Source organism: Plantibacter sp. Leaf1, assembly GCF_001421315.1.
Classification (GTDB): Bacteria; Actinomycetota; Actinomycetes; order Actinomycetales; family Microbacteriaceae; genus Plantibacter.
Genome location: NZ_LMJX01000002.1, coordinates 2,361,432 through 2,381,138 on the forward strand (window position 1 = coordinate 2,361,432; position 19,707 = coordinate 2,381,138).

General features: G+C 70.0%; 18 protein-coding genes. 11 read left to right on the forward strand and 7 right to left on the reverse strand.

Annotated features, from left to right (window positions below):
• Positions 1-91 precede the first annotated feature (91 nt).
• The 3 genes from ASE44_RS13355 to ASE44_RS13365 all read left to right on the forward strand — a co-directional run bounded on the left by ASE44_RS13355 (position 92) and on the right by ASE44_RS13365 (position 3,663).
• The gene (locus ASE44_RS13355) at positions 92-673 is read left to right on the forward strand and encodes a TetR/AcrR family transcriptional regulator (RefSeq protein WP_056780562.1); all 582 of its coding nucleotides are present in this window, start codon (positions 92-94) and stop codon (positions 671-673) included.
• Between the two features lie 183 nt (positions 674-856).
• A complete protein-coding gene (locus tag ASE44_RS13360; RefSeq protein WP_056780565.1) occupies positions 857-2,317 on the forward strand; it encodes a S1C family serine protease in 1,461 nt (486 codons plus the stop codon).
• A gap of 122 nt (positions 2,318-2,439) precedes the next feature.
• The gene (locus tag ASE44_RS13365; RefSeq protein ID WP_082456010.1) at positions 2,440-3,663 is read left to right on the forward strand and encodes a DUF429 domain-containing protein; all 1,224 of its coding nucleotides are present in this window, start codon (positions 2,440-2,442) and stop codon (positions 3,661-3,663) included.
• A gap of 7 nt (positions 3,664-3,670) precedes the next feature.
• Here the strand turns inward: ASE44_RS13365 and ASE44_RS13370 are convergent, their stop codons facing one another.
• A complete protein-coding gene (locus tag ASE44_RS13370) occupies positions 3,671-4,165 on the reverse strand; it encodes a DUF2809 domain-containing protein (protein ID WP_056780568.1) in 495 nt (164 codons plus the stop codon).
• Positions 4,162-5,523 (reverse strand): LssY C-terminal domain-containing protein, encoded by a 1,362-nt coding sequence (locus ASE44_RS13375; RefSeq protein WP_056780571.1) that lies wholly within the window; start codon positions 5,521-5,523, stop codon positions 4,162-4,164. Before ASE44_RS13375 ends, ASE44_RS13370 begins: the two co-directional genes overlap by 4 nt.
• A gap of 64 nt (positions 5,524-5,587) precedes the next feature.
• On the opposite strand from ASE44_RS13375, the gene ASE44_RS13380 reads away from it, so the two are divergent.
• Positions 5,588-6,871 carry a M18 family aminopeptidase gene (locus ASE44_RS13380; protein WP_056780574.1) on the forward strand — a complete coding sequence of 428 codons (1,284 nt, stop codon included), beginning with the start codon at positions 5,588-5,590 and terminating at the stop codon, positions 6,869-6,871.
• Between the two features lie 91 nt (positions 6,872-6,962).
• Here ASE44_RS13380 and ASE44_RS13385 read toward each other — a convergent pair whose 3' ends face one another.
• The 3 genes from ASE44_RS13385 to ASE44_RS13395 all read right to left on the reverse strand — a co-directional run bounded on the left by ASE44_RS13385 (position 6,963) and on the right by ASE44_RS13395 (position 11,151).
• Positions 6,963-8,063, reverse strand: coding sequence for an NYN domain-containing protein (locus tag ASE44_RS13385; RefSeq protein ID WP_056780577.1), 1,101 nt, complete (start codon positions 8,061-8,063; stop codon positions 6,963-6,965).
• Positions 8,064-8,129: 66 nt separating this feature from the next.
• Positions 8,130-9,608 carry a SulP family inorganic anion transporter gene (locus ASE44_RS13390; protein WP_056780580.1) on the reverse strand — a complete coding sequence of 493 codons (1,479 nt, stop codon included), beginning with the start codon at positions 9,606-9,608 and terminating at the stop codon, positions 8,130-8,132.
• Positions 9,609-9,738: 130 nt separating this feature from the next.
• Complete coding sequence (locus ASE44_RS13395; RefSeq protein ID WP_056780583.1) at positions 9,739-11,151, reverse strand: aminopeptidase P family protein; 1,413 nt, start codon at positions 11,149-11,151, stop codon at positions 9,739-9,741.
• Between the two features lie 182 nt (positions 11,152-11,333).
• Between ASE44_RS13395 and ASE44_RS13400 the strand changes: the two genes are divergently transcribed.
• Positions 11,334-11,717: a hypothetical protein gene (locus ASE44_RS13400; RefSeq protein WP_200921069.1), complete on the forward strand. Its 384-nt coding sequence runs from the start codon at positions 11,334-11,336 to the stop codon at positions 11,715-11,717.
• A 33-nt stretch (positions 11,718-11,750) separates the two neighbouring features.
• Here the strand turns inward: ASE44_RS13400 and ASE44_RS13405 are convergent, their stop codons facing one another.
• Positions 11,751-12,311, reverse strand: a complete 561-nt coding sequence (locus ASE44_RS13405) for an Lrp/AsnC family transcriptional regulator (RefSeq protein WP_056010291.1) — start codon at positions 12,309-12,311, stop codon at positions 11,751-11,753.
• Between the two features lie 174 nt (positions 12,312-12,485).
• Between ASE44_RS13405 and ASE44_RS13410 the strand changes: the two genes are divergently transcribed.
• From ASE44_RS13410 to ASE44_RS13430, 5 genes are read left to right on the forward strand one after another with little or no spacing between them, the layout of a single operon-like run.
• Complete coding sequence (locus ASE44_RS13410) at positions 12,486-14,069, forward strand: ABC transporter substrate-binding protein (RefSeq protein WP_200921071.1); 1,584 nt, start codon at positions 12,486-12,488, stop codon at positions 14,067-14,069.
• A complete protein-coding gene (locus ASE44_RS13415; protein ID WP_056010295.1) occupies positions 14,053-15,126 on the forward strand; it encodes an ABC transporter permease in 1,074 nt (357 codons plus the stop codon). The genes ASE44_RS13410 and ASE44_RS13415 overlap by 17 nt, the downstream gene beginning before the upstream one ends.
• Positions 15,123-16,004, forward strand: a complete 882-nt coding sequence (locus ASE44_RS13420) for an ABC transporter permease (RefSeq protein ID WP_056780591.1) — start codon at positions 15,123-15,125, stop codon at positions 16,002-16,004. Before ASE44_RS13415 ends, ASE44_RS13420 begins: the two co-directional genes overlap by 4 nt.
• A 41-nt stretch (positions 16,005-16,045) precedes the next feature.
• Positions 16,046-16,876: an ABC transporter ATP-binding protein gene (locus ASE44_RS13425; protein WP_056781219.1), complete on the forward strand. Its 831-nt coding sequence runs from the start codon at positions 16,046-16,048 to the stop codon at positions 16,874-16,876.
• Positions 16,873-17,652 (forward strand): ABC transporter ATP-binding protein, encoded by a 780-nt coding sequence (locus ASE44_RS13430; protein ID WP_056780592.1) that lies wholly within the window; start codon positions 16,873-16,875, stop codon positions 17,650-17,652. Before ASE44_RS13425 ends, ASE44_RS13430 begins: the two co-directional genes overlap by 4 nt.
• Positions 17,653-17,769: 117 nt before the next feature.
• On the opposite strand, the gene ASE44_RS13435 is transcribed toward ASE44_RS13430, so the two are convergent.
• Entirely contained in the window at positions 17,770-18,537 is a 768-nt protein-coding gene (locus tag ASE44_RS13435) for a DUF1353 domain-containing protein (RefSeq protein WP_056780595.1), read from the reverse strand.
• A gap of 140 nt (positions 18,538-18,677) precedes the next feature.
• Between ASE44_RS13435 and ASE44_RS13440 the strand changes: the two genes are divergently transcribed.
• Complete coding sequence (locus ASE44_RS13440) at positions 18,678-19,655, forward strand: phosphodiesterase (RefSeq protein ID WP_056010303.1); 978 nt, start codon at positions 18,678-18,680, stop codon at positions 19,653-19,655.
• Positions 19,656-19,707: the final 52 nt, after the last annotated feature.

Sequence of the window (19,707 nt, forward strand, 5' to 3'; positions counted from 1 at the left end):
GTGCTCCAAAGGTCGTAGGTTTTGACAGTGTCCAGAATCTAGACACTGCCCACATCGGTACGGGAACGACCGTACGGGTACGATGTTGCTTGTGTCAAGATCGACGACGGCCTATCACCACGGCAACCTCGGACCCGTGCTGGAAGACGCTGCGCTCGACCTCATGCGGACACAGGGACACGTCTCGCTGAGCCTGCGCGAGGTCGCCCGCCGCGCCGGCGTCAGCCACAACGCGCCGTACCACCACTTCGGCGACCGGACGGCGCTGCTGAAGCGCTTGAGTGAACGGTCAATGTCGGAGCTCCTGGAGTGGATGCGCGCCGAGCGGGCGGCCGTGGCCGCGGGCACGCCGCAGGAGATCGCCATCCGGGTCGGCGCGAGCTACGTGGCGTACGCGGCCCACCATCCCGAACGGTTCCGGGTCATCTACGACCCGGACGTCTGCGCTCCGGGCGCGCCGAGCGCGGCGATGGCGCCGCTCATCGCCGCCGTCGAGGGCATCCTCGCCGAGACCACCGCCTCTCTCGCGCCCGATGCGCCGGCCGAGGTCGTCGCCGCCCTCACCACGGCGGTGTGGGCGACGGTGCACGGCTTGGCCGAGCTCGTCGTCGCCGGTCACATCTCGGAGGTCGAGGCCCGACCCGCGCTCGAGGCCTTGCTGTCCCGGTCCTGAGGGCACACCGCGGCGACCGCCCGGCCCCGTTCCGGAGGTGCGAGGGCCTGTCTCTCAGGCTGTACACAAACCACACCCGGTGAACGGTCGGGAACCTCAAAGGCGGCTCTTGGCCCCAGGTGACGATTCCCTCGGTTTGCAGGAGTCAGATGATCTCAGCACTCGCCGCCGAGAGGAACCTTCATGACGAACACCACAGGACCGGACACCCCGGAACCCGAAGCCACCGATCCCGCCACCGCAGACCCGACCGCCGCAGCCCACGCCTACGAGCAGCCGACGGGGTCGTACCAGCCGGCCCCCGGCACGGACGTCACTCCCCCGCCCGGGTACCCGGGTAACGCCGCCGCACCCGGCCGGCCGTGGATGGCGACGACGCCGTACGGCTACGCCACGGCACCGCATCAGTACACCGACGGCCCATCCGTCGCTCAGCCCACGCTGCAGGCGCCGCAGACCCCGCCGCAGCCACCGACGGCACCGAAGCAGCAGCCGATCGGCTGGATCATCGCTGCCGCGACCGCAGCGACCGTCGTCTCCCTCGTCACCGGCGGGCTGGGCATCGCCTCCCTGGCCGCGGGCGCCTTCCACAGCGTCGCAGCGTCGTCCCAGGTGGCCGAGACGGTTCCCGACGGGGACGGCCAGAGCTTCCGAGCGCCGGGCGGCCTCACGCCACCGCAACAGCAGACGACTCCGGATGCCGCCACCGCGGACACCAGGAGTGCGACCGCGGCCGAATCGGTCGGTGTCGTGGACATCGAGACCGAGCTCGGCTACCAGGGCGGCGCCGCCGCCGGCACCGGGATGGTCCTCACGGCCGACGGACAGATCCTGACGAACAACCATGTCGTGGCGGGAGCGACCAGCATCGTGGTCACGGTCGTCAGCACGGGTCAGCAGTACACGGCGCGGGTCATCGGGACGGATGCCACCGACGACGTCGCGCTCCTGCAACTCGACGGCGCCTCGGGACTCGACACCGTGACGATCGACGACGACGGCGGCGCGGCCGTCGGCGATGCCGTCACCGGGGTCGGCAATGCGGGCGGGACGGGTGGGACGCCGAGTGCCGCCGATGGATCGGTCACCGCGCTCGACCAGGACATCACCGTGCAGGACGAGACGACGGGCGGCGGCAAGCAGCTCACGGGCCTCATCCAGACCGACGCGGACATCCAGGCCGGAGACTCCGGCGGCCCGCTGTACGACGCGGAGGGTGAAGTCATCGGGATCGACACCGCGGCGTCCTCCGGTGGCACCGACATCGACGGCTTCGCGATCCCGATCGACGACGCGCTGTCGATCGTCGGTCAGATCCGCAGCGGCGTCGAGACCCAGACGGTCTCGATCGGCTACCCGGCCTTCATCGGCATCGGCCTGAGTTCAGCCGCGGACGGTGCGGCGCAGACCGGCGCGGGCGCCGTCGTCGGTTCGGTGATCGAGAACACGCCGGCCGCCTCGGTGGGCCTCGCCGCGGGCGATGTGATCACCGGGCTGAACGGGACGCCCATCGACTCCGCGCAGACCCTCACCGCGACCATGGCCTCGCTCGAGCCCGGTCAGACGGTCACCATCACGTGGACCACATCCGCTGGTACGAGCCAGACGGCGGACATCGCGCTGATCGAGGGCCCCGTCGCCTGACGAGGCCGTCCAGCTGCTCGGCTCCTCCGATCCGGCCCGCCGTCGGATCGGAGGAGCGGACGGCGCTCGGCCAGTAGGCTCGGGTCCGCGGTGCCCGCCGCTTCCACCGGAAGGACTCACCCGTGACCCGCTACCTCGGAGTCGACCTCGCCTGGGGCGAGGGGACCGAGCGACGGGTGGCGAACGAGTCGGGCGTGGTCTGCATCGACGAGACCGGGACGGTGGTCGACGCGGGCTGGGCCATCGGCATCGACGCCGTGGTCTCGTGGATCCTCGCGACCGCCGAACCCGGATCGGTCATCGCGGTCGACGCGCCGCTCCTCGTCCAGAACGCCACGGGGATGCGGCTCTGCGAGCGGGAGGTCGGCCAGCGCTACGGCCGGTGGCAGGTGTCCGCCTACCCGTCGAACCTGGGCCTTCCGGCACTCGGTGGGGTGGCCCTGTTCCGAGCGCTCGAGGCAGCCGGGCTGCACTACTCCGACGGCTTGAGCACACCGGCCGAGGAGGACATCGTCTTCTTCGAGGCGTACCCGCACACGACCCTCGTCGGCGCTGAGGAACTCGGCTACACCGAGGCGCGTCCGCGATATAAGAAGCTCGACGCCTCGCTCCCGCTGACCGAACGGCGCCAGCGGCGCGCGGACGTCTGCGATGAGCTGATCGCCCGGCTCGATCGCCTCACCACCGCGACGCCGCCGTTACAGCTTCGCTCCCATCCGGTGACGGCGCTCCTCGTGGACGAGCCCTCGCCGACGAAGGAGGCCGCGCACAAGCATCGAGAAGACCTCCTCGACGCCGCGATCTGCGCCTGGACAGCATCCTCCTGGGCCGAGCACGGTCTGGAGCGGTTCCAGGTGCTCGGGGCGGCGGACACGCCGGACGACCGCGGACGCGTGCCGACACTCCTCGCAATGGCCAGACCGGAGCAACGACATCCACCTCGTATTCCGCAAGGTGCATACGCTACGAACGCGCCAATCTCCCGTGATTCCGGGGAAGGTCCGGCAATCGCCGCCCCATCACTGCCCCGACTGACGACACTCGAAGGACACATGAACAAGCAGGCATATACCGAGACCGGAGCGAACGGCGCGGACGCGATCGAGTTCGTCGAGGGCGGTGCCGCCGGATCGGCGGCCGTCGAGGGCCAGCCGTCGGGCTCGACCCGGGCGCCCTCCCCCGCCCCCACCACGGTGGAACTGCTCCGCAGCGCCACCTGGCACCTCGAACACGCCCGGGTGACCGCGGACGCCGACGATGTGGCCTTCGAGGCTGCGCGCTCGGCGCTCGCCGAGGCCGTCTTCGACCTCGAGGCCGTGCAGTACGGCGAGTCCACGCGGGGCTGACGCGTCCTCAGACCGGATCGAGGTCCGATCGACGGGCTTCGCGCTCGGCACGCGCCCGGCGTTCGAGGAGGTCGGTGCGGATCCACCGGATCGCCAGGGAGATCGCGAGCGACAGGAACAGGAACGCCGCTGCACCGAGGGCGTAGGAGATGAAGTCCGTGGGGATGAAGGTCGTGCCGAGCAGCAGGGCCGACGGCGCCCACTGATCCGCCAATGCCGCCGGGACGCCGGTCGCCTGGAAGCACTCGATCGCCGCGGAGAACCCGAACGCTCCGACGGCGACCTGCCACAGCGGGAGCCGTGGCGCGGCGAACGCCAGCAGCAGGGCGACGAGCACGGTGTAGAGGGCGTTCGTGACGGGGTTGGCCCAGACGGCGGTGACCGACCAGTGCACGGTCAGCCCGGCGACGATCGTGACGATGGCGGCACCGAGCAGGAGTGCCCGCTTCAGTGAGGTCGCCGGCCGTGGCCCCTCGGGGTTCGGCTCCGGGAGATCGCTCATGCTCTGGTCCTTCTCGTGCGTCGTTGTCGCCCACGGGCCCAGTCGCGGGCCTCGGTTCCTGAGAGGGCGAGGATGATGGAGCAGTCGACGGCGAAGCCGATCAGGTTGGTCTGCAGGGTGAGGCCACCGGCGCCCGCGAGGTACGTCGCGGTCAGGGTGGCGATCGAGGTGGAACTGAAGGCCATGGCGAGCAGTCGTGCCAGGTTGCCGCCGAGGTGGACCCGCCAGGCGAGGACCAGGTAGCTCAGCGTCACGGCTGCGGACAGGCCGACGACGAAGCCGACGACCCACGGCACCAGGACGGCGTCGTCCGCCGTGGTGGCGGTCGCGGTCACCTCGGCCATGACGTGCTTCCAGTCGGAGACGAGGAGGACGCCGGAGAGGATGGACGACAACGACGCGACGACCATGAGCAGGACACCGACCGTGGTGTCGAGCGGTCGTGGTTCACCGGCTCGGACGAGTGATCGGGTCGGCGGTGCATCGGCCGGCGGGAGCGTCGCGGTCGCCGGGACGACGACGGCGGTGAGGTCCACGATCGGAAGGTCCCCGTCCGTCATGATCGCGTCACCGCCCCCGTTCCGCGAGTGGTACCCCGTCGAGAAGTTCTCGATCACGGAGGTGGAGGCACCGACGCCGGCGGCCTCGATCGACCCCACGATGTGGTCGCGTTCGTCGTCCACGTCGTCCGCGATGCGGTGGGTGATCTGGAGCGTGAAGACGCTGATGCCGACCGAGCGGTCGTAGGTGCCGGCCGCCAGCCAGTCGGCCTGGTACCCGCCGGGGAGCAGCCAGCCCTCAGGGGTCGGCCAGAACCGGACGTGGTGTCGCTTGCCCGGGCTGCCGTCGACCTCCTGCTGGTAGCAGAACGCCTGCGGGCGGCCGAAGAGGTAGAGCGAGGAGACCGGCGCCTCCGGATAGCTGCGTCGCGTCAGCGTGGAGGACACGATCCGCAGGTCGGCGCGGAGGCCGAGGTCGTCGGCGAGGGTCCATCCGGCCGTCAGCATCGCCGTGTGCACCTGCTCCTCGCTGCCGCGGAACCCGAGGTTGACGGGGTCGCCGAGGATGCCCTCCCGGGTGCGCGTGCGTCCGATGAAGTAGTCGGGCAGGTAGACGCGCGAGAGCACCGTGTGCAGCCGCGGCAGGATGAGATAGGCGATGACGAGGTAGATGACGAGGATGAACCAGGCCTGGGCCCACCCTCGGGCGAAGGCCTCCGTCAGCAGGACGTAGGCGAGGAAGACGGCGGCGGCCGTTCCGAAGGCGAAGAACCAGCCGTCGACGATGCGCGCGATGCGCCCGCGTCGATCCTCGGACAGGCCGCTGGCGGGCCCGAGGAGCGTCCCGGTCTTCGTCACCCGTCCAGGGTAGGGCCTCGTGGCTCGCCGCGTCCGGCACACCGGCTGGTGGGAGGATGGAGGCATGGATTCCGTCGCCCACATCACCGACCTCGCCGACTTCATCGTCGCCTCGCCGACCTCCTATCACGCGGTCGCGGAGAGTGCGCGGCGGCTGGAGGCGGCCAGGTTCACGCGCCTGCTCGAGACCGAGTCCTGGGATGGCGGTGGAGGCCGGTTCTTCGTCGAACGCGAGGGCGCGATCATCGCCTGGGTGCAGCCGGAGGGCGCCACTCCGACGACCCCGTTCCGGATCCTCGGCTCGCACACGGACTCGCCGAGCTTCAAGCTCAAGCCGAAGCCGACCATCGGCGCTCACGGGTGGCTGCAAGCCGGCGTGGAGGTCTACGGCGGGCCGCTCCTCAACTCCTGGCTGGACCGAGAGCTCGAACTCGCCGGTCGTCTGGTCACGCTCGACGGGACCGTGCACCTCGTGCGCACCGGGCCGTTCCTCCGGATCCCGCAGCTCGCCGTCCACCTCGACCGCGCGGTCAACGACGGCCTGGTCCTCGACCGCCAGCGCCACCTGCAGCCGGTCTACGGCGTCGGAGAGCTCGCCCACGCCGACGTTCTCGCGCACCTGGCGGAGATCGCGGGCATCGACCCCACCGCGATCGCCGGGTACGACGTCCTCGTCGCCGACACCCAGGAGCCCCGCCGGTTCGGTCTCGACGGTCAGCTGTTCGCCGCCGGACGCATGGACAACCTGACCTCGGTCCACGCGGGACTCGCGGCGTTGCTGGCCGCCGGCGACGGGGGAGCGACGGACGAAGCCGACCACATCTCGGTCTTCGCCGCCTTCGACCACGAGGAGCTCGGTTCGTCCTCGACCTCCGGCGCCAGCGGTCCGTTCCTCGACGACGTCCTCACCCGCATCGGCGCCGGCCTCGGTGCGACGACCGCCGAACGGCTGCAGGCCTACGCGGGGTCGTGGTGTCTGTCGGCGGACGCCGGCCACGCGATCCACCCCAACTACCCCGAGCGCCACGATCCGACCAACCGGCCGATCGCGGGCGGGGGACCGCTCCTCAAGATCAACGCCAACCAGCGCTATGCGACGGACGCCCTCGGAGCGGCGCTCTGGGCCCGGAGCTGCGCCGCCGCCGGCGTGACCTCGCAGGACTTCGTGTCGAACAACACGGTCCCGTGCGGTTCGACCATCGGCCCACTCACCGCGACCAGGCTCGGCATCCGGACGGTCGACGTCGGGACACCGCTGCTGTCGATGCACTCCGCCAGGGAGCTGTGTCACATCGACGATCCGGCCGCCCTGAGCGCCGCGGTCCAGGCGTTCTTCCGGGGCGCCTGAGCCGCGCCGCCGCAGGAGATCCGCCTGCGAGCAGGAGGCCCTTCGGCGATCGGTCCTCCTGCGGCGCAGATCTCCTGCTGCCGGCTCGGGCTCAGCCCAGTTCGCGCAACCGCAGTCGTCGCCCGTCGGGGCTCGCGTCGGGGTTCACCTCGACGAGGTCCGACCGTGAGTTGATGAAGTCGCTGAACGAGCGGTGGCCGAGCGGCTTCTCCTTGAACGCCGGATCCATGCGGATCATCTGGTTCTTCACCTCGGCGTTCAGCAGCCAGTCCTCGTCGTCGTTCTTGGCGTGCACGAGGCGGAGTGCGCGCACGAGCAGTTCGGTCGCGGCGCGCTGGGCGTCGGGGCCGGAGGGGTCGGCCGTCTCCTCGTCCACGTCGTCCAGGTCATCGGCGTCGCGGTGGCTGAAGACCGGTTCGGTGAACAGGCCACCGATCCGGGGCGGTGCCTGCGTCGCGGGCGCGTCGGGCGTGGCGGCCGGAGCGGAGGAGGCACGGCGCCGACCGCCGGACTTGGAGGTGGACTTGGGGGTCTCCTCGGCTGGGGCGTCCGCCTTGGCGCCGGACGCCGTGGCGTCGACGGCGGCGGGGGTGCGCGGCGTCCTGCTGACGACGGGGCGGACGATGCCCGGCAGGTCGTCGTAGTCCGAGAACTCGTCGCACGCGGCCATGAGCGCCCGGCTCGTCGCGCCGGCCACGCCGATGCCGATCACGTGGCGTCCGAGACGGCGGCAGCGCTGGGCGAGGGAGATGTAGTCGGAGTCACCCGCGACGATGACGATGTGCGTGAGGTCCGGCAGTCGGAAGAGGTCCTCGACGACGTCGACCGCGAGACGGATGTCCGCGCCGTTCTTCATCGCCTTGGTCGTCGGGAACATCTGGGTGAGGTCGACGGCGCGGTCGACGAGGTCCTTCTGGTAGGCCGAGTTGACGGGCTCCGACCAGTCGGCGTACGAGCGGCTGATGACGATGTTGCCGAACGAGGACGTGTAGTCGAGGATCGCGCCGACGTCGACGCGGGCCGCCTGGAGACGCTCGGAGATCTCGTCGCCCTCCGGTGCGGTGGACGGCACGTGGGAGCGTGCGCGATCGCGGCTGAACGCCGCCTTCCCGTAGAGCTGGTTGTAGCGCGAGATGACGATGTTGTCGAAGTCGATGTAGACCGCGACTCTGGGCGTTCCGGTTTCTGCCATACCCCCATCATCCTCCGACGCCCTGCGAATCGGCGACTCCGGAGCCGTCCTGACGGGCCCCCTGGCTCAGAGGTGGCCGGTGAGCTTCCCGTGGAAGGCCGAGCTGCGCTCGTCGAGGCCGGTGAACACGACCTGTTTGCCGTGTTCGGCGTACTTCTCCTGCACGGAGTCGAGGACGGCCACGCTCGAGGCGTCCCAGATCTGGGAGGCGGTGAAGTCGACGACGACGTCCGCGGGGTCTGCGGCGTAGTCGAACTGCTCGACGAGGTCGTTGCTACTCCCGAAGAACAGCGGGCCGATGACGGTGTAGCGCACGGAGCCGCCGTCCGCCGTCGGCACCCGCCGGACCCGGATGACGTGGGCGACCCGACGGGCGAACAGCACCATCGCGAGGACCGCGCCCGCGGCGACGCCGATCGCGAGGTTGTGCGTGATCACCACGACGGCGACGGTCACGACCATGACGAGCGTCTCGGGGATCGGCATCCGCCGCAGGGTGGCCGGGCGCACGCTGTGCCAGTTCACGGTCTTGATCGCGACGATCATCATGACCGCAGCGAGGGCGACCATTGGGATCTGCGCCATCACGGGGCTGAGCGCCGTCACGAGCAGGAGGAGGAAGATCCCGGCGACGAAGGTCGAGATCCGGGTCCTGGCCCGACCGAGCTTCACGTTGACGACGGTCTGGCCGATCATGGCGCACCCGGCGATCCCGCCGTACCAACCGGCGAGGATGTTGGCGACGCCGAGCGCCCACGACTCGCGCCCCTTCGACGACGTCGTGTCCGTGATGTCGTCGACGAGCTTCGCAGTGAGCAGCGTCTCCATCAGTCCCACGAACGCCACGCTCAGGGCGGTCGGCCAGATGATCCCGAGCGTCTCGAGGTTCAGGGGGACGAGGAGTGCCGTGAGGCCGGGCAGCCCGCCGGAGACGTCACCCTGATCACCGACGGTCGGCACGGCCGCGTGGGCGATCATCGTGATCGCGGTGACCACGACGATCGCGACGAGGGGCGCGGGCACCGCCGCGGTGAGCTTCGGCAGCAGGAGCACGATGAGCACCGTGACGACGAAGAGCGGGTACACGAGCCACGGGACGCCCAGCAGGTGGGGCACCTGGGCGACGAAGATGAGGATGCCGAGCGCGTTGACGAAGCCGATCATCACGGAGCGGGGGATGAAGCGCATGAGCCGCGAGAGCCCGGTGACCCCGAAGAGGATCTGGATGAGCCCGGCGAGGACGACCGCGGGCAGCAGGTACTCGACGCCCTGCTCCTTCACGAGCGGTGCGACGACGAGCGCGACGGCTCCGGCGGCGGCCGTGATCATGGCCGGGCGACCACCGAGGATCGACATCGAGATCGCGAGGACGACCGAGGCGATGAGGCTCACCTTGGGGTCGACTCCGGCGATGATGGAGAAGGAGATGACCTCGGGGATGAGCGCGAGCGTGGTCACGATCCCCGCGAGGATCTCGACGCTGAACGCCTTCGGGTTGCGCAGGGTCGCGATGACGCCGGGGCTCGGGCGGACGGCGGTGCGCATGGGCGCGTCGGGCTGACTCACCGTGCCAGCCTAGGCTCGTTCGCAGCTCAGGACGCACCGGGCGAGTCGCCGCCGATGTGGCCGGACGGGCCGCGACCCGCGGCGACGGTCCTGAGCTGTGAACCGAGGGTCACCCCCGCAGCCAGGCCTCGAGTCCGTCCGCGCTGATCGGCAGTGCCGACGAGAGCACCTCGTGGCCCGTCGGGGTCACGAGCAGGTCGTCCTCGATGCGGACCCCGATCCCGCGCAGCTCCGGCGGGACCGTCAGGTCGTTCGCGTGGAAGTACAGCCCGGGCTCGACGGTCAGCACCGCCCCCGGCTGCAACGGCTCGTCGAGGTAGCGTTCGTCGCCGATGCGGGCGCAGTCGTGGACGTCGAGACCGAGGTGGTGCCCGGTGCCGCTCGGCAGGTAGCGGCGATGCTGCTGACCGTTCGGGGACATCGCCTCGTCGACCGAGACCTGCAGGATCCCGAGCTCGACGAGGCTGGTCGCGATGTGCTCGTAGGCCGTATTGCGCATCTCGAGGAACGAGCGTCCCGGGCCGACCTGGGCCATGGCCGCCCGGTGGGCGCGTTCCACGTGGTCGTGCACCTCGCGCTGGGCGGTGGTGAACGTACCGCCGGCCGGGAAGGTGCGCGTGACGTCCGCGGTGTAGAGCGATCGGGCTTCGACCCCCGCGTCCATGAGGATGAGGTGCTCGGGCAGCACCGGCCCGTCGCACCGGGTCCAGTGCAGGGTGGGGGCGTGGGGGCCGCTGCCGATGATGGTGGAGTAGCCGACGCCGTTCCCGAAGGTGCGGGCATGGCGCTCGAAGGTCGACTGCAGCCAGCGCTCGCCACCGAAGGCGATCGCGGCTGGCAGCTCGTGCACGACCGAGCGGAACCCGCCGACCGTCGCGTCCACCGCCGCTCGCAGCTGCCCGATCTCCCACTCGTCCTTGACGAGCTTCGCCGCGGACAGGGCGACGAGCAGTTCGCGGGAGGCGCCGAAGCGACCGTCGACACGGGGTTCCGCTGCTCCTGCCCTGGCTGCCTCGGTGGGAACGAGCGCGAGCGCCTCGTCCAGGGCCTCCAGGGACCGCACCTCGACCTCGAGCGCCTCGGCCCACTGCCGGAGTCCGGCGGACGGACCGATCCAGAGCTCGCCGCGCATGGCGTCGGCGTAGAACGCCTCCTCACCGGGGCCGACCGGCTCCGGCAGGAACAGCGTCGCGTCATGACCGCCCGCGGTCGGGCGCATGATCAGGACGGCGCCCTCGGCCTGACAGGACGTCAACCACACGAAGTCGCTGTCCGGACGGAACGGGAACTCGGTGTCGTTCGCACGGGTGACGGCGCGCCCGGCGGTGACCACGATCCAACGACCGGCGAACTGGGCGCCGAGGATCGCGCGGTGTCGTCCGGCGGCAGCACCGGCGCCCTCCGCGAGGTCGACGGAGCGGTCGACCTCGCCCCAGCCGCTCGCCAGGAAGTCCCCGAAGGCGTCGTCCTGGGGGAGTGGCTGCGTGCGAGGGTCACGGAATTCGATGCTGTCTGGACACATGGAGATCAGTTAGCCACCGTGGGTGGACGGCGTCAAGGCGACGCGGTATCACGGAGCGGAACATCCTGTCCGGTCGGCCGGAACCGACGTTTCGTCCCGAAGGTCGGGCGACGACCGTGGTGTTGGTGGACGGATCGTCGACGGATTGACACCTGTTCGGGCCCCTCCGCACAATGATCGGCATGACAGGAACCGCCGATGCCGGCACCACCACCCCGCTCGATGTCGACCTCGATGCGCGGGTGTTCGACATGGTGTCCTCGTCGGCGAGTGTCGTCGACGCCGACGCCCCGACCCGTTTCGTCTACCACGAGGCGCATGGGGTGCTGTGGGGGGAGTACGTCGGCGACACGGTCTCCGTCGGGCGGTTCTGCGGCGTCCGGACGGGCGAGCGGATCGACATCTCGTTCGTCCACCGCAACCGTGCCGGAGACCGCACCACGAGGGGCGAGGCCAGCTCGATCATCTCCCGTGGCGAGGATGGCGCATTGATCCTCACGGAGGACTTCATCGGCCCCGACGGCCAGGCCCACGTCAGTGTGTGCCGGGAGATCGTCGCGGCCTGACGCCTCCGCACCAGGTCCGTGCGGCTCCGGTCGTCAGCGGCCGCGTCGCTCCGGAACCCGCTGAGCCCGCTCGTCGCTCGTGCGGACGAACCGCGTCATGCCGAAGCGCTCGCCGGAGTCCTCGACGCTCGTCCGCTCCGACCGCGCCATGCGGAGCGACACGTCCGAGCGTTCCTCGTCCATGAGGAACACGGTGGTCGTGGCCTTGATCGACGGCCACTGGGCCAGCCTCGTGGCGACGAGCTCGTGGATCGCCGCGACGTCGGGGGCGCGGATGAGCATCATGGCGTCGTGCTCGCCGGTGGTGACCGCGAAGTACTCCAACTCGGGGACCGAGGAGAGCCGCGCGCGGAAGTCCGCCCACTGGCTCTGCCGCAGGGTGATGAACACCATCGCCGCGACGCCGAGCCCGACGGTCGCCGGTTCGATGTCGGCGTGGACGCCCTTCAGCACGCCTGCCCTGACCATCGCCTCGTACCGCGCGTAGGCGTTCGAGCGCGAGATCCCGAGGTGCTCGGCGAGGGCGGCGACCGAGGCCCGGCCGTCCTCGCGCAGGAGCTCCAACATGCGGATGTGGGTGTCGTCGAGTTGCATCGAATGCTCCAAACGTCCAGATTCAGCGGTGGTCCTGGCGGCTGATTGAGAGGATATGCCAATTCGCGCGCGAGATCGAGACAATTCTTCTTTGGTAACGGCTTGTAGATTGACGAATGATCGCTGATGACACTACTTTCAGCTCATCCCTCCAAGCAGATAAGGAGCTCCACCTTGTCACGATCCTTCAGCCGCACCAGTCGGCGCGGCATGGCGGCCCTCGGCCTCGCCCTCGCCGCCGGCCTCGCGCTCGCCGCCTGCTCCCCGTCAGGTGGCTCCGACTCCTCAGCAGGCAAGTCGCTCGTCGTCGACGCGTCCTTCGACCTCAAGACCGCCGACCCGAACCGCGAGTACGAGACGACCGGCTCGATCGTCGCCAAGGCGCTCTACGAGACGTTGCTCACCTTCAAGGGTGACGACGTGACCGCTCCCGTCGACGGCCTCGCGAGCTACGAGATGAACGCCGACAACACGGTGATGACGCTCACGATGAAGGAAGGGAAGAAGTTCTCCGACGGATCCGACGTGACCGTCGACGACGCCGTGTTCTCGCTGCAGCGCGTCCAGGGCGTGAAGGGCAACCCGTCCTTCCTCCTCGACGGCGTCACGATCGAGAAGACCTCGGACACGACCCTCACGCTCACCTCGGCGACGCCGAACCCCGCGCTGCCGTTCATCCTCCCGAACCCGGCCCTCGGTGTGGTCAACAAGAAGGTCGTCGAGGAGAACGGCGGCACCGCCACCGCCGACGACGCCGCCGAGTCCTTCCTGAACACGACGTCCGCCGGCTCCGGCCCGTACAAGCTCGAGTCCTTTGACGCCGCCTCACAGGTCGTCTTCACGGCGAACCCGGAGTACACCGGCACGAAGCCCGCCTACGAGCGCGTCGTCCTCCGGAACGTGCAGGGACCCACGCAGAAGCTCAACGTGGAGGCCGGTGACTCGCAGGTCGCCCTCGACCTCAACCCCGACCAGGTCGCCGAACTCGACGACTCGAAGGTCAAGATCATCGCGAACCCCTCGCGGTACATGATCTTCCTCCTGCTCAACCAGGACCCTGCGGTCAGCGACATCACGAGCAACCCGAAGTTCCTCGAAGCCGTCAAGCTCGGCATCGACTACGACAAGATCGTCGACCTCGCCGGTGACGGATCGGTCCGCCCCGGCGGGTTCATCCCCTCGATCTTCAACGGTGCGCTCGACGCGGCCGACGGCAACCAGTTCGACGCCGACGCCGCGAAGGCGGCGCTGAAGGAGTCCGGCTACGCGGGGGAGGCGGTCACCCTCAACTTCCCCAACGACATCACCGTGCAGGGCCTCTCGCTCCAGAGCATCGCCGAGTCCGTCCAGGCGCAGCTGAAGTCGGTCGGCATCACCGTCACGCTCGCCCCGGCGCCGGTCGCCACCGAGCTCGACGCCTACCGGGACGGTAAGGAGACCGTCGGCCTCTGGTACTGGGGCCCGGACTTCCCGGACCCGTCCAACTACCTCGCGTTCACCCCGGGTGAGCTCGTCGGCCTCCGTGCCGGCTGGGCGGCAGGCGCCGACCCGACCGTGACGGACCTGGCGAACGCCGCGCTCGCCGCGACCGACACGGATGCCCGTGCCGCCGCGTACCAGGAGCTCCAGAAGGCGCAGAACGCGAGCGGACCGTTCATCCCGCTCCTGCAGCCGGCGCAGAACGTGGTCACCGCGACCACGATCACCGAGGTTCCGCTGAACCCGACGTGGACCGTCGATCTTGCCGGAATCAAGTAGCGTCGCACCGACGACGTCCAGCGCGCGAGCGGGTCTCCACCCGCTCGCGCGCTACCTCGGCATCCGGCTCGGCCTCACGGTCCTCCTGATGTTCGGGGTGACGCTCGTCACCTTCACGCTGACCAACCTCGTCCCCGCCGATCCGGTGCAGGCGGCCCTCGGCGAGCAGGCTGCGGCGGATCCGGCGATCGTGGCGCAGTTCCGCGAGAACGCCGGCCTCGACAAGCCGCTGCCCGTCCAGTACGTCACCTACGTCGCGAACCTGTTCCAGGGCGACCTCGGGACCTCGCAGCAGACCCGCGGCGCCGTCGCGGACGAACTCGGACGGGCCTTCCCGGCGACCGCCGAGCTCGCGCTGACGGCCATCGTCATCTCGATCATCATCGGCGTCGGCCTCGGCATGTGGGCCGCGCTCCGCCGGAAGACGATCACCGACCAGGTCATCCGCGTCGTGAGCCTCATCGGCATCTCGGTGCCGTCGTTCTGGCTCGCGCTCGTCGTCTACTTCGTCTTCTTCTCGCAGTTGCACTGGTTCCCGGGTTCGGGCCGCCTCTCGCCCGCCGCGATCCCGCCGCCCAAGGTCACGGGGATGTACACGATCGACGCCCTGCTCGCCGGGCAGTGGTCGACCTTCGGAGACGCGATCGCCCACCTGATCCTGCCCGCGTCCGTGCTCGCGCTCTACACGATCGGTCTGCTGACCCGCTTCGCGCGATCGGCGATCCTCGAGGTGCTCGACCTCGACTACGTGCGGGCGGCCCGGGCGAAGGGCCTGCCGGGGCACGTCGTCGTGACCAGGTACGTCCTCCGCGGGGCGCTCGTCCCGATCATCACCGTGCTCGGTGTGGCCTTCGGCTCGCTCCTGTCCGGCACGGTGCTCGTCGAGAAGGTGTACTCGTGGCACGGCCTCGGTGAGTACGCGTACTCGGCCGCGACCAAACTCGACCTGCCCGCGATCATGGGCGTCGGGCTCATCGTCGGCTTCGTGTACATCGGCCTGAACTTCCTCGTCGACGTGTTGTACGGCTTCATCGACCCGAGAGTGAGGGTGGCATGACCGACGTCCTCGCCGTCCAGACCAGGCGCAAGGGCCGCTTCCGCGTCTCGAAGCAGCTGCGCACCCCGCTCGCCGTCGCGGGTGGCGTCATCGTGCTCTTCTGGCTGCTCGTCGCGGTGCTCGCACCGTGGATCCGCCCGTTCGACCCGCTCGCGCAGGACTTCGACCGCCTGCAGGCACCGAGCGCCGAGCACTGGTTCGGCACCGACCAGGTGGGCCGTGACGTCCTGTCGCGGGTCATCAGCGGCGCCCAGGTCTCGATCCCGCTCGCCCTCATGCTCGTGGTCTTCGCCATGCTCATCGGGTCCCTGCTCGGGGCGATCGCCGGATACTTCGGCAAGGCGCTCGACGAGACGATCATGCGGATCGCAGACCTCGTGTTCGCGTTCCCGACGATCATCCTCGCGATGGTCATCGCCGCCGCGCTCGGCCCGAGCCTCACGAACGCGGTCATCGCGATGCTCATCGTCTCCTGGCCGGCCTACGCCCGCGTCACCCGCTCGCTCGTCATCGGCGCGCGCGGTGCCGAATACGTCATCGCTGGCCGGCTGCTCGGCAACGGGCCGTTCACCTCGCTCGGCAAGGACATCCTGCCGAACGTCGTCTCGCCGGTCGTGGTCCTCGCGACCCTCGACGTCGGCACGGCCATCCTGTTGCTGTCCGGCCTGTCCTTCCTCGGTCTCGGCGCGGTGCCGCCGACGCCCGACTGGGGCGCGATGGTGTCGGACGGCGTGCAGAACTTCTCCTCCTGGTGGATCGCGGTCTTCCCGGGACTCGCCATCCTCACGGTGGTGCTCGCCTTCAACTTCCTCGGCGACGCCCTCCGCGACGCCCTCGACCCGCGCTCGCAGGAAGCCGTCCAGGGGCGTGCCCTGTGAGCGGCCGGCACGGCGGGACCGACGCACCGAAGGGACACGACATGACACCCGGAGCGAGCGCGGCAGGCGGAACGGGTGGCGGCATCGTGATCGAGGGGCTCACCCTCGGCTTCGGTCGCGGCGCCGCGGCCAAGCAGATCCTGCGGGGCATCGACCTCGAGGTCCCCGCCGGGCGGATCACCGGACTCGCCGGTGAATCCGGCTCCGGGAAGACCATGACCGGCCTCGCCATCTGCGGACTGCTGCCCGCGGGCGCCGACCTCGGCGGGAGCATCCGCTTCGACGGCACCGAACTCGTCGGGCTGAAGCAGCGCACGATGAACCGGTACCGCGGCACGGAGATCGCGATGATCTTCCAGGACCCCACCGCGAGCCTGCACCCGATGCTGACCGTCGAGGCGCAACTCGTCGACCACTACCGGCACCACACCGGAGCGTCGAAGGCGGCGGCGCGTGCGCGGGCGCTCGAGATGCTCGGCCTGGTCGCGGTCCCGAATCCGGAGGCGGCGCTGCGCAAGTATCCGCACCAGTTCTCGGGCGGACAGCTGCAGCGCATCGCGATCGCCTCGGCACTCATGTGCGACCCGTCCGTCCTCATCGCGGACGAGCCGACCACGGCGCTCGACGTGACGGTGCAGGCCGGCATCCTGCGGCTGCTGCGCAAGCTGTGCGACGAGCTCGGCATCGCGATCATCCTCGTCACCCACGACCTCGGGGTCATGTCCGCCCTCGCCGACACGATCGCGGTCATGCGCCTCGGCGAGATCGTGGAGCACGGCAGCCGCTTCCAGGTCATCACCGATCCGCAGCACGAGTACACGAAGGCGCTCATCGACGCGCTGCCCGACACGGGAACGGAGGCGGCGTCATGACGCTGCTGCACCTCGACGACGTCCGTGTGACGTACAAGCTGCCCGGTCGTGGCGCGCTCAACGCGGTCGACGGCGTGAGCTTCGAGTTGGAGCCGCGCCAGGTCCTCGGGCTCGTGGGGGAGTCGGGCTGTGGCAAGTCGACGCTCGCCCGTGCCGTGTGCGGGCTCGAACCCACCTCGGGTGGATCGATCACGTTCAACGGGACGCCCATCGGCAAGCTCGGTCTCCGCAAGCGCCCGTCGGAGCTCCTGCGCATCCAGATGGTCTTCCAGAACCCCTACGCCTCGCTCAACCCGCGACGGACGATCGGGAGCCAGATCGAGGACGGCCTCCGGGTGAACCCGGTCCGCGACGCCTGGGACGTCGGTCAGCTCCTCGAACACGTGGAGCTCGACGCCGCCAGCCGGACCCGCTACCCCCACCAGTTCTCCGGTGGTCAGCGGCAGCGCATCGCGATCGCCAGGGCCATCGCGGCCGGGCCGGAGCTGCTCATCGGCGACGAACCGATCGCCTCGCTCGACGCCTCGTTGCAGGCGCGGGTGGCGAAGCTCATGCGGACGTTGGCGGTCGAGACCGGAGCGGCGCTGCTGTTCATCAGCCACGACCTGTCCGTCGTGCGGGTGATAGCCGACGACGTCGCCGTGATGAGTGCGGGACGCATCGTCGAGCACGGCCCGGTGGACCGCGTCTGGTCGGACCCGCAGGACCCGTACACGCAGCGCCTCCTGGCCGCGATCCCGGTCGTCGACGGGCTCGGTACGCTCCCGGGCACTTAGGCCGCGCTCCCTGTCTCAGGTGCGTCCCGGCGTGTCGGACCCCCCCTCTCCGACACGCCGGGGCGTTCCTGAGACAGGGAGCACTGCACCTTCGGAGCGACCCTCGCCCGGAGCGGGTCAGCGAAGGGTCGGCGAGACGACCGGGCCGGGGGAGTCGTCGAGGAACGGGCGGTCGATCGTCTCCCGCACGAGCAGCTCGAGCAGGCGGAACGCGCCGACGGCGACGAGCTGGACGAGCAGCAGCGGTGCCAGCAGCGCACCCGCATACGGCAACCAGACGAGGAGTCTCCGCTCCTCGCGCCAGAACACCGCCAAGACCGCGGGAGCGATCCCGAGGGCGAGCCACGCGGGGCTCTGCACGCCGAGCAGCGGGGTCACGAGGCCGATCGTCGCGGCCACGATCGCCAGCACGCCGAGGACCGACTGCCCGATGAGCACCGCGGCGAGGCGCGGGGCGTGCCGGAGGTACCGTTCCACCGAGACCACGGCCCACATCAGCCAGGCGCGGAGGAGCGGCACCCGCTGCTGCCGGAGACCGACCCGGAACTGCCGGTCGTCCTCGAAGCGCTGCGTGAGCGCTTCCTCCGACGGGAGCCCGAGTGCGAGGGACACCCGGTGGTCGTGCACGATCGCGGGGGCGGACTGGCGGCCGTAGCTGCCGATGAAGCTCCAGAGCACCCCGGGTACGGATGCCAGGTCCGTCCGTCGACGCGCGTCGTCCGTGTCACGCGCGTCGTCGTGCGCCGGCGCCCAGACGACGGGGCCGTCTGGTGCGTGCTCCTGGAACCCGATCCGACGTTCGAGCCGGAACAGGCGGCCGGTCGGGGGGATCTGCGCGAGGTCGATCCGCTGCAGCGGCTGCTCGTCGTCGTCGAGATACGGCATGCGGACATCATCCCGCAGCCCACCGTCAGGTGTGAGTCACCTGGATGTCGGCCCCTCCGCTTGCCGTTGCGTTTCCCACGTCGTAGCGTGGCGTTCCGTTGCCGTTCAACAGAGTCTGGTCAGATGGTCGAACAGCTGCGATGCGGTTCGGAGAGCATCGCTCGAACGAGAGTTGTCACGTGAGTCTTCGCACGGCCGAGTACCCGAGGCCTGATCACTTCCTGCTCCATGTGAGCGACACGCACCTCCTCGCCGGCGGGGGGAGCCTGTACGGAGCGGTCGACAGTGAAACGCACCTGCGGCAGCTCTTCGCGGAGTTCGAGGCGTCCGGCGGGCGTCCGGAGGCGATCATCTTCACCGGCGACCTCGCCGACAAGGGCGAACCCGACGCGTACGACCGCATCCGCGCGATCGTGGAACCCGTCGCCGCTCGTCTCGGTTCCCAGATCATCTGGGTCATGGGCAACCACGACGACCGCCAGGCGTTCCGCGCCGGGCTGTTCGGTGAGGTCCCCACGACCCGCCCCGTCGACCGCGTCTACGACGTCAACGGCCTCCGGGTCATCAGTCTCGACTCGAGCGTGCCCGGCCACCACCACGGCGAGGTGTCCGACGCCCAGCTCGACTGGCTCGCCGAGGAGCTCGCGACCACGGCTCCACACGGAACGATCCTGGCCATGCACCACCCGCCGGTGCCGAGCGTGCTCGACCTGGCCGTGAGCGTGGAGCTGCGCGACCAGCCGAAGCTCGCCGAGGTCCTCGAGGGCTCGGACGTCCGCAGCATCCTCGCCGGACACCTCCACTACTCCTCGACCGCGACCTTCGCCGGCATCCCCGTCTCGGTCGCATCGGCGACGTGCTACACCCAGGACCTCAACGTGCCCGTCGGTGGGACCCGAGGACGCGACGGTGCCCGGGCGTTCAACCTCGTGCACGTGTACGGGTCGACGGTGCTGCACTCCGTCGTCCCGCTCGGCGAGACGCCCCCGCTCCACTACATCGACCCCGAGGAGAGCGCCCGCCGCCTCGCGCTCGCGGGCGTCGAGCTCCCGGTGTCGGACACGGTCCGCGTGGAGCCGGAGCCGCCGCTCACGATGCCGATCGGCGTGATGGCCTAGGCCTCGCTGCACCGCGACGCCCCTGGTTTCCGAGCCTGCCGAAGGGCTGCGA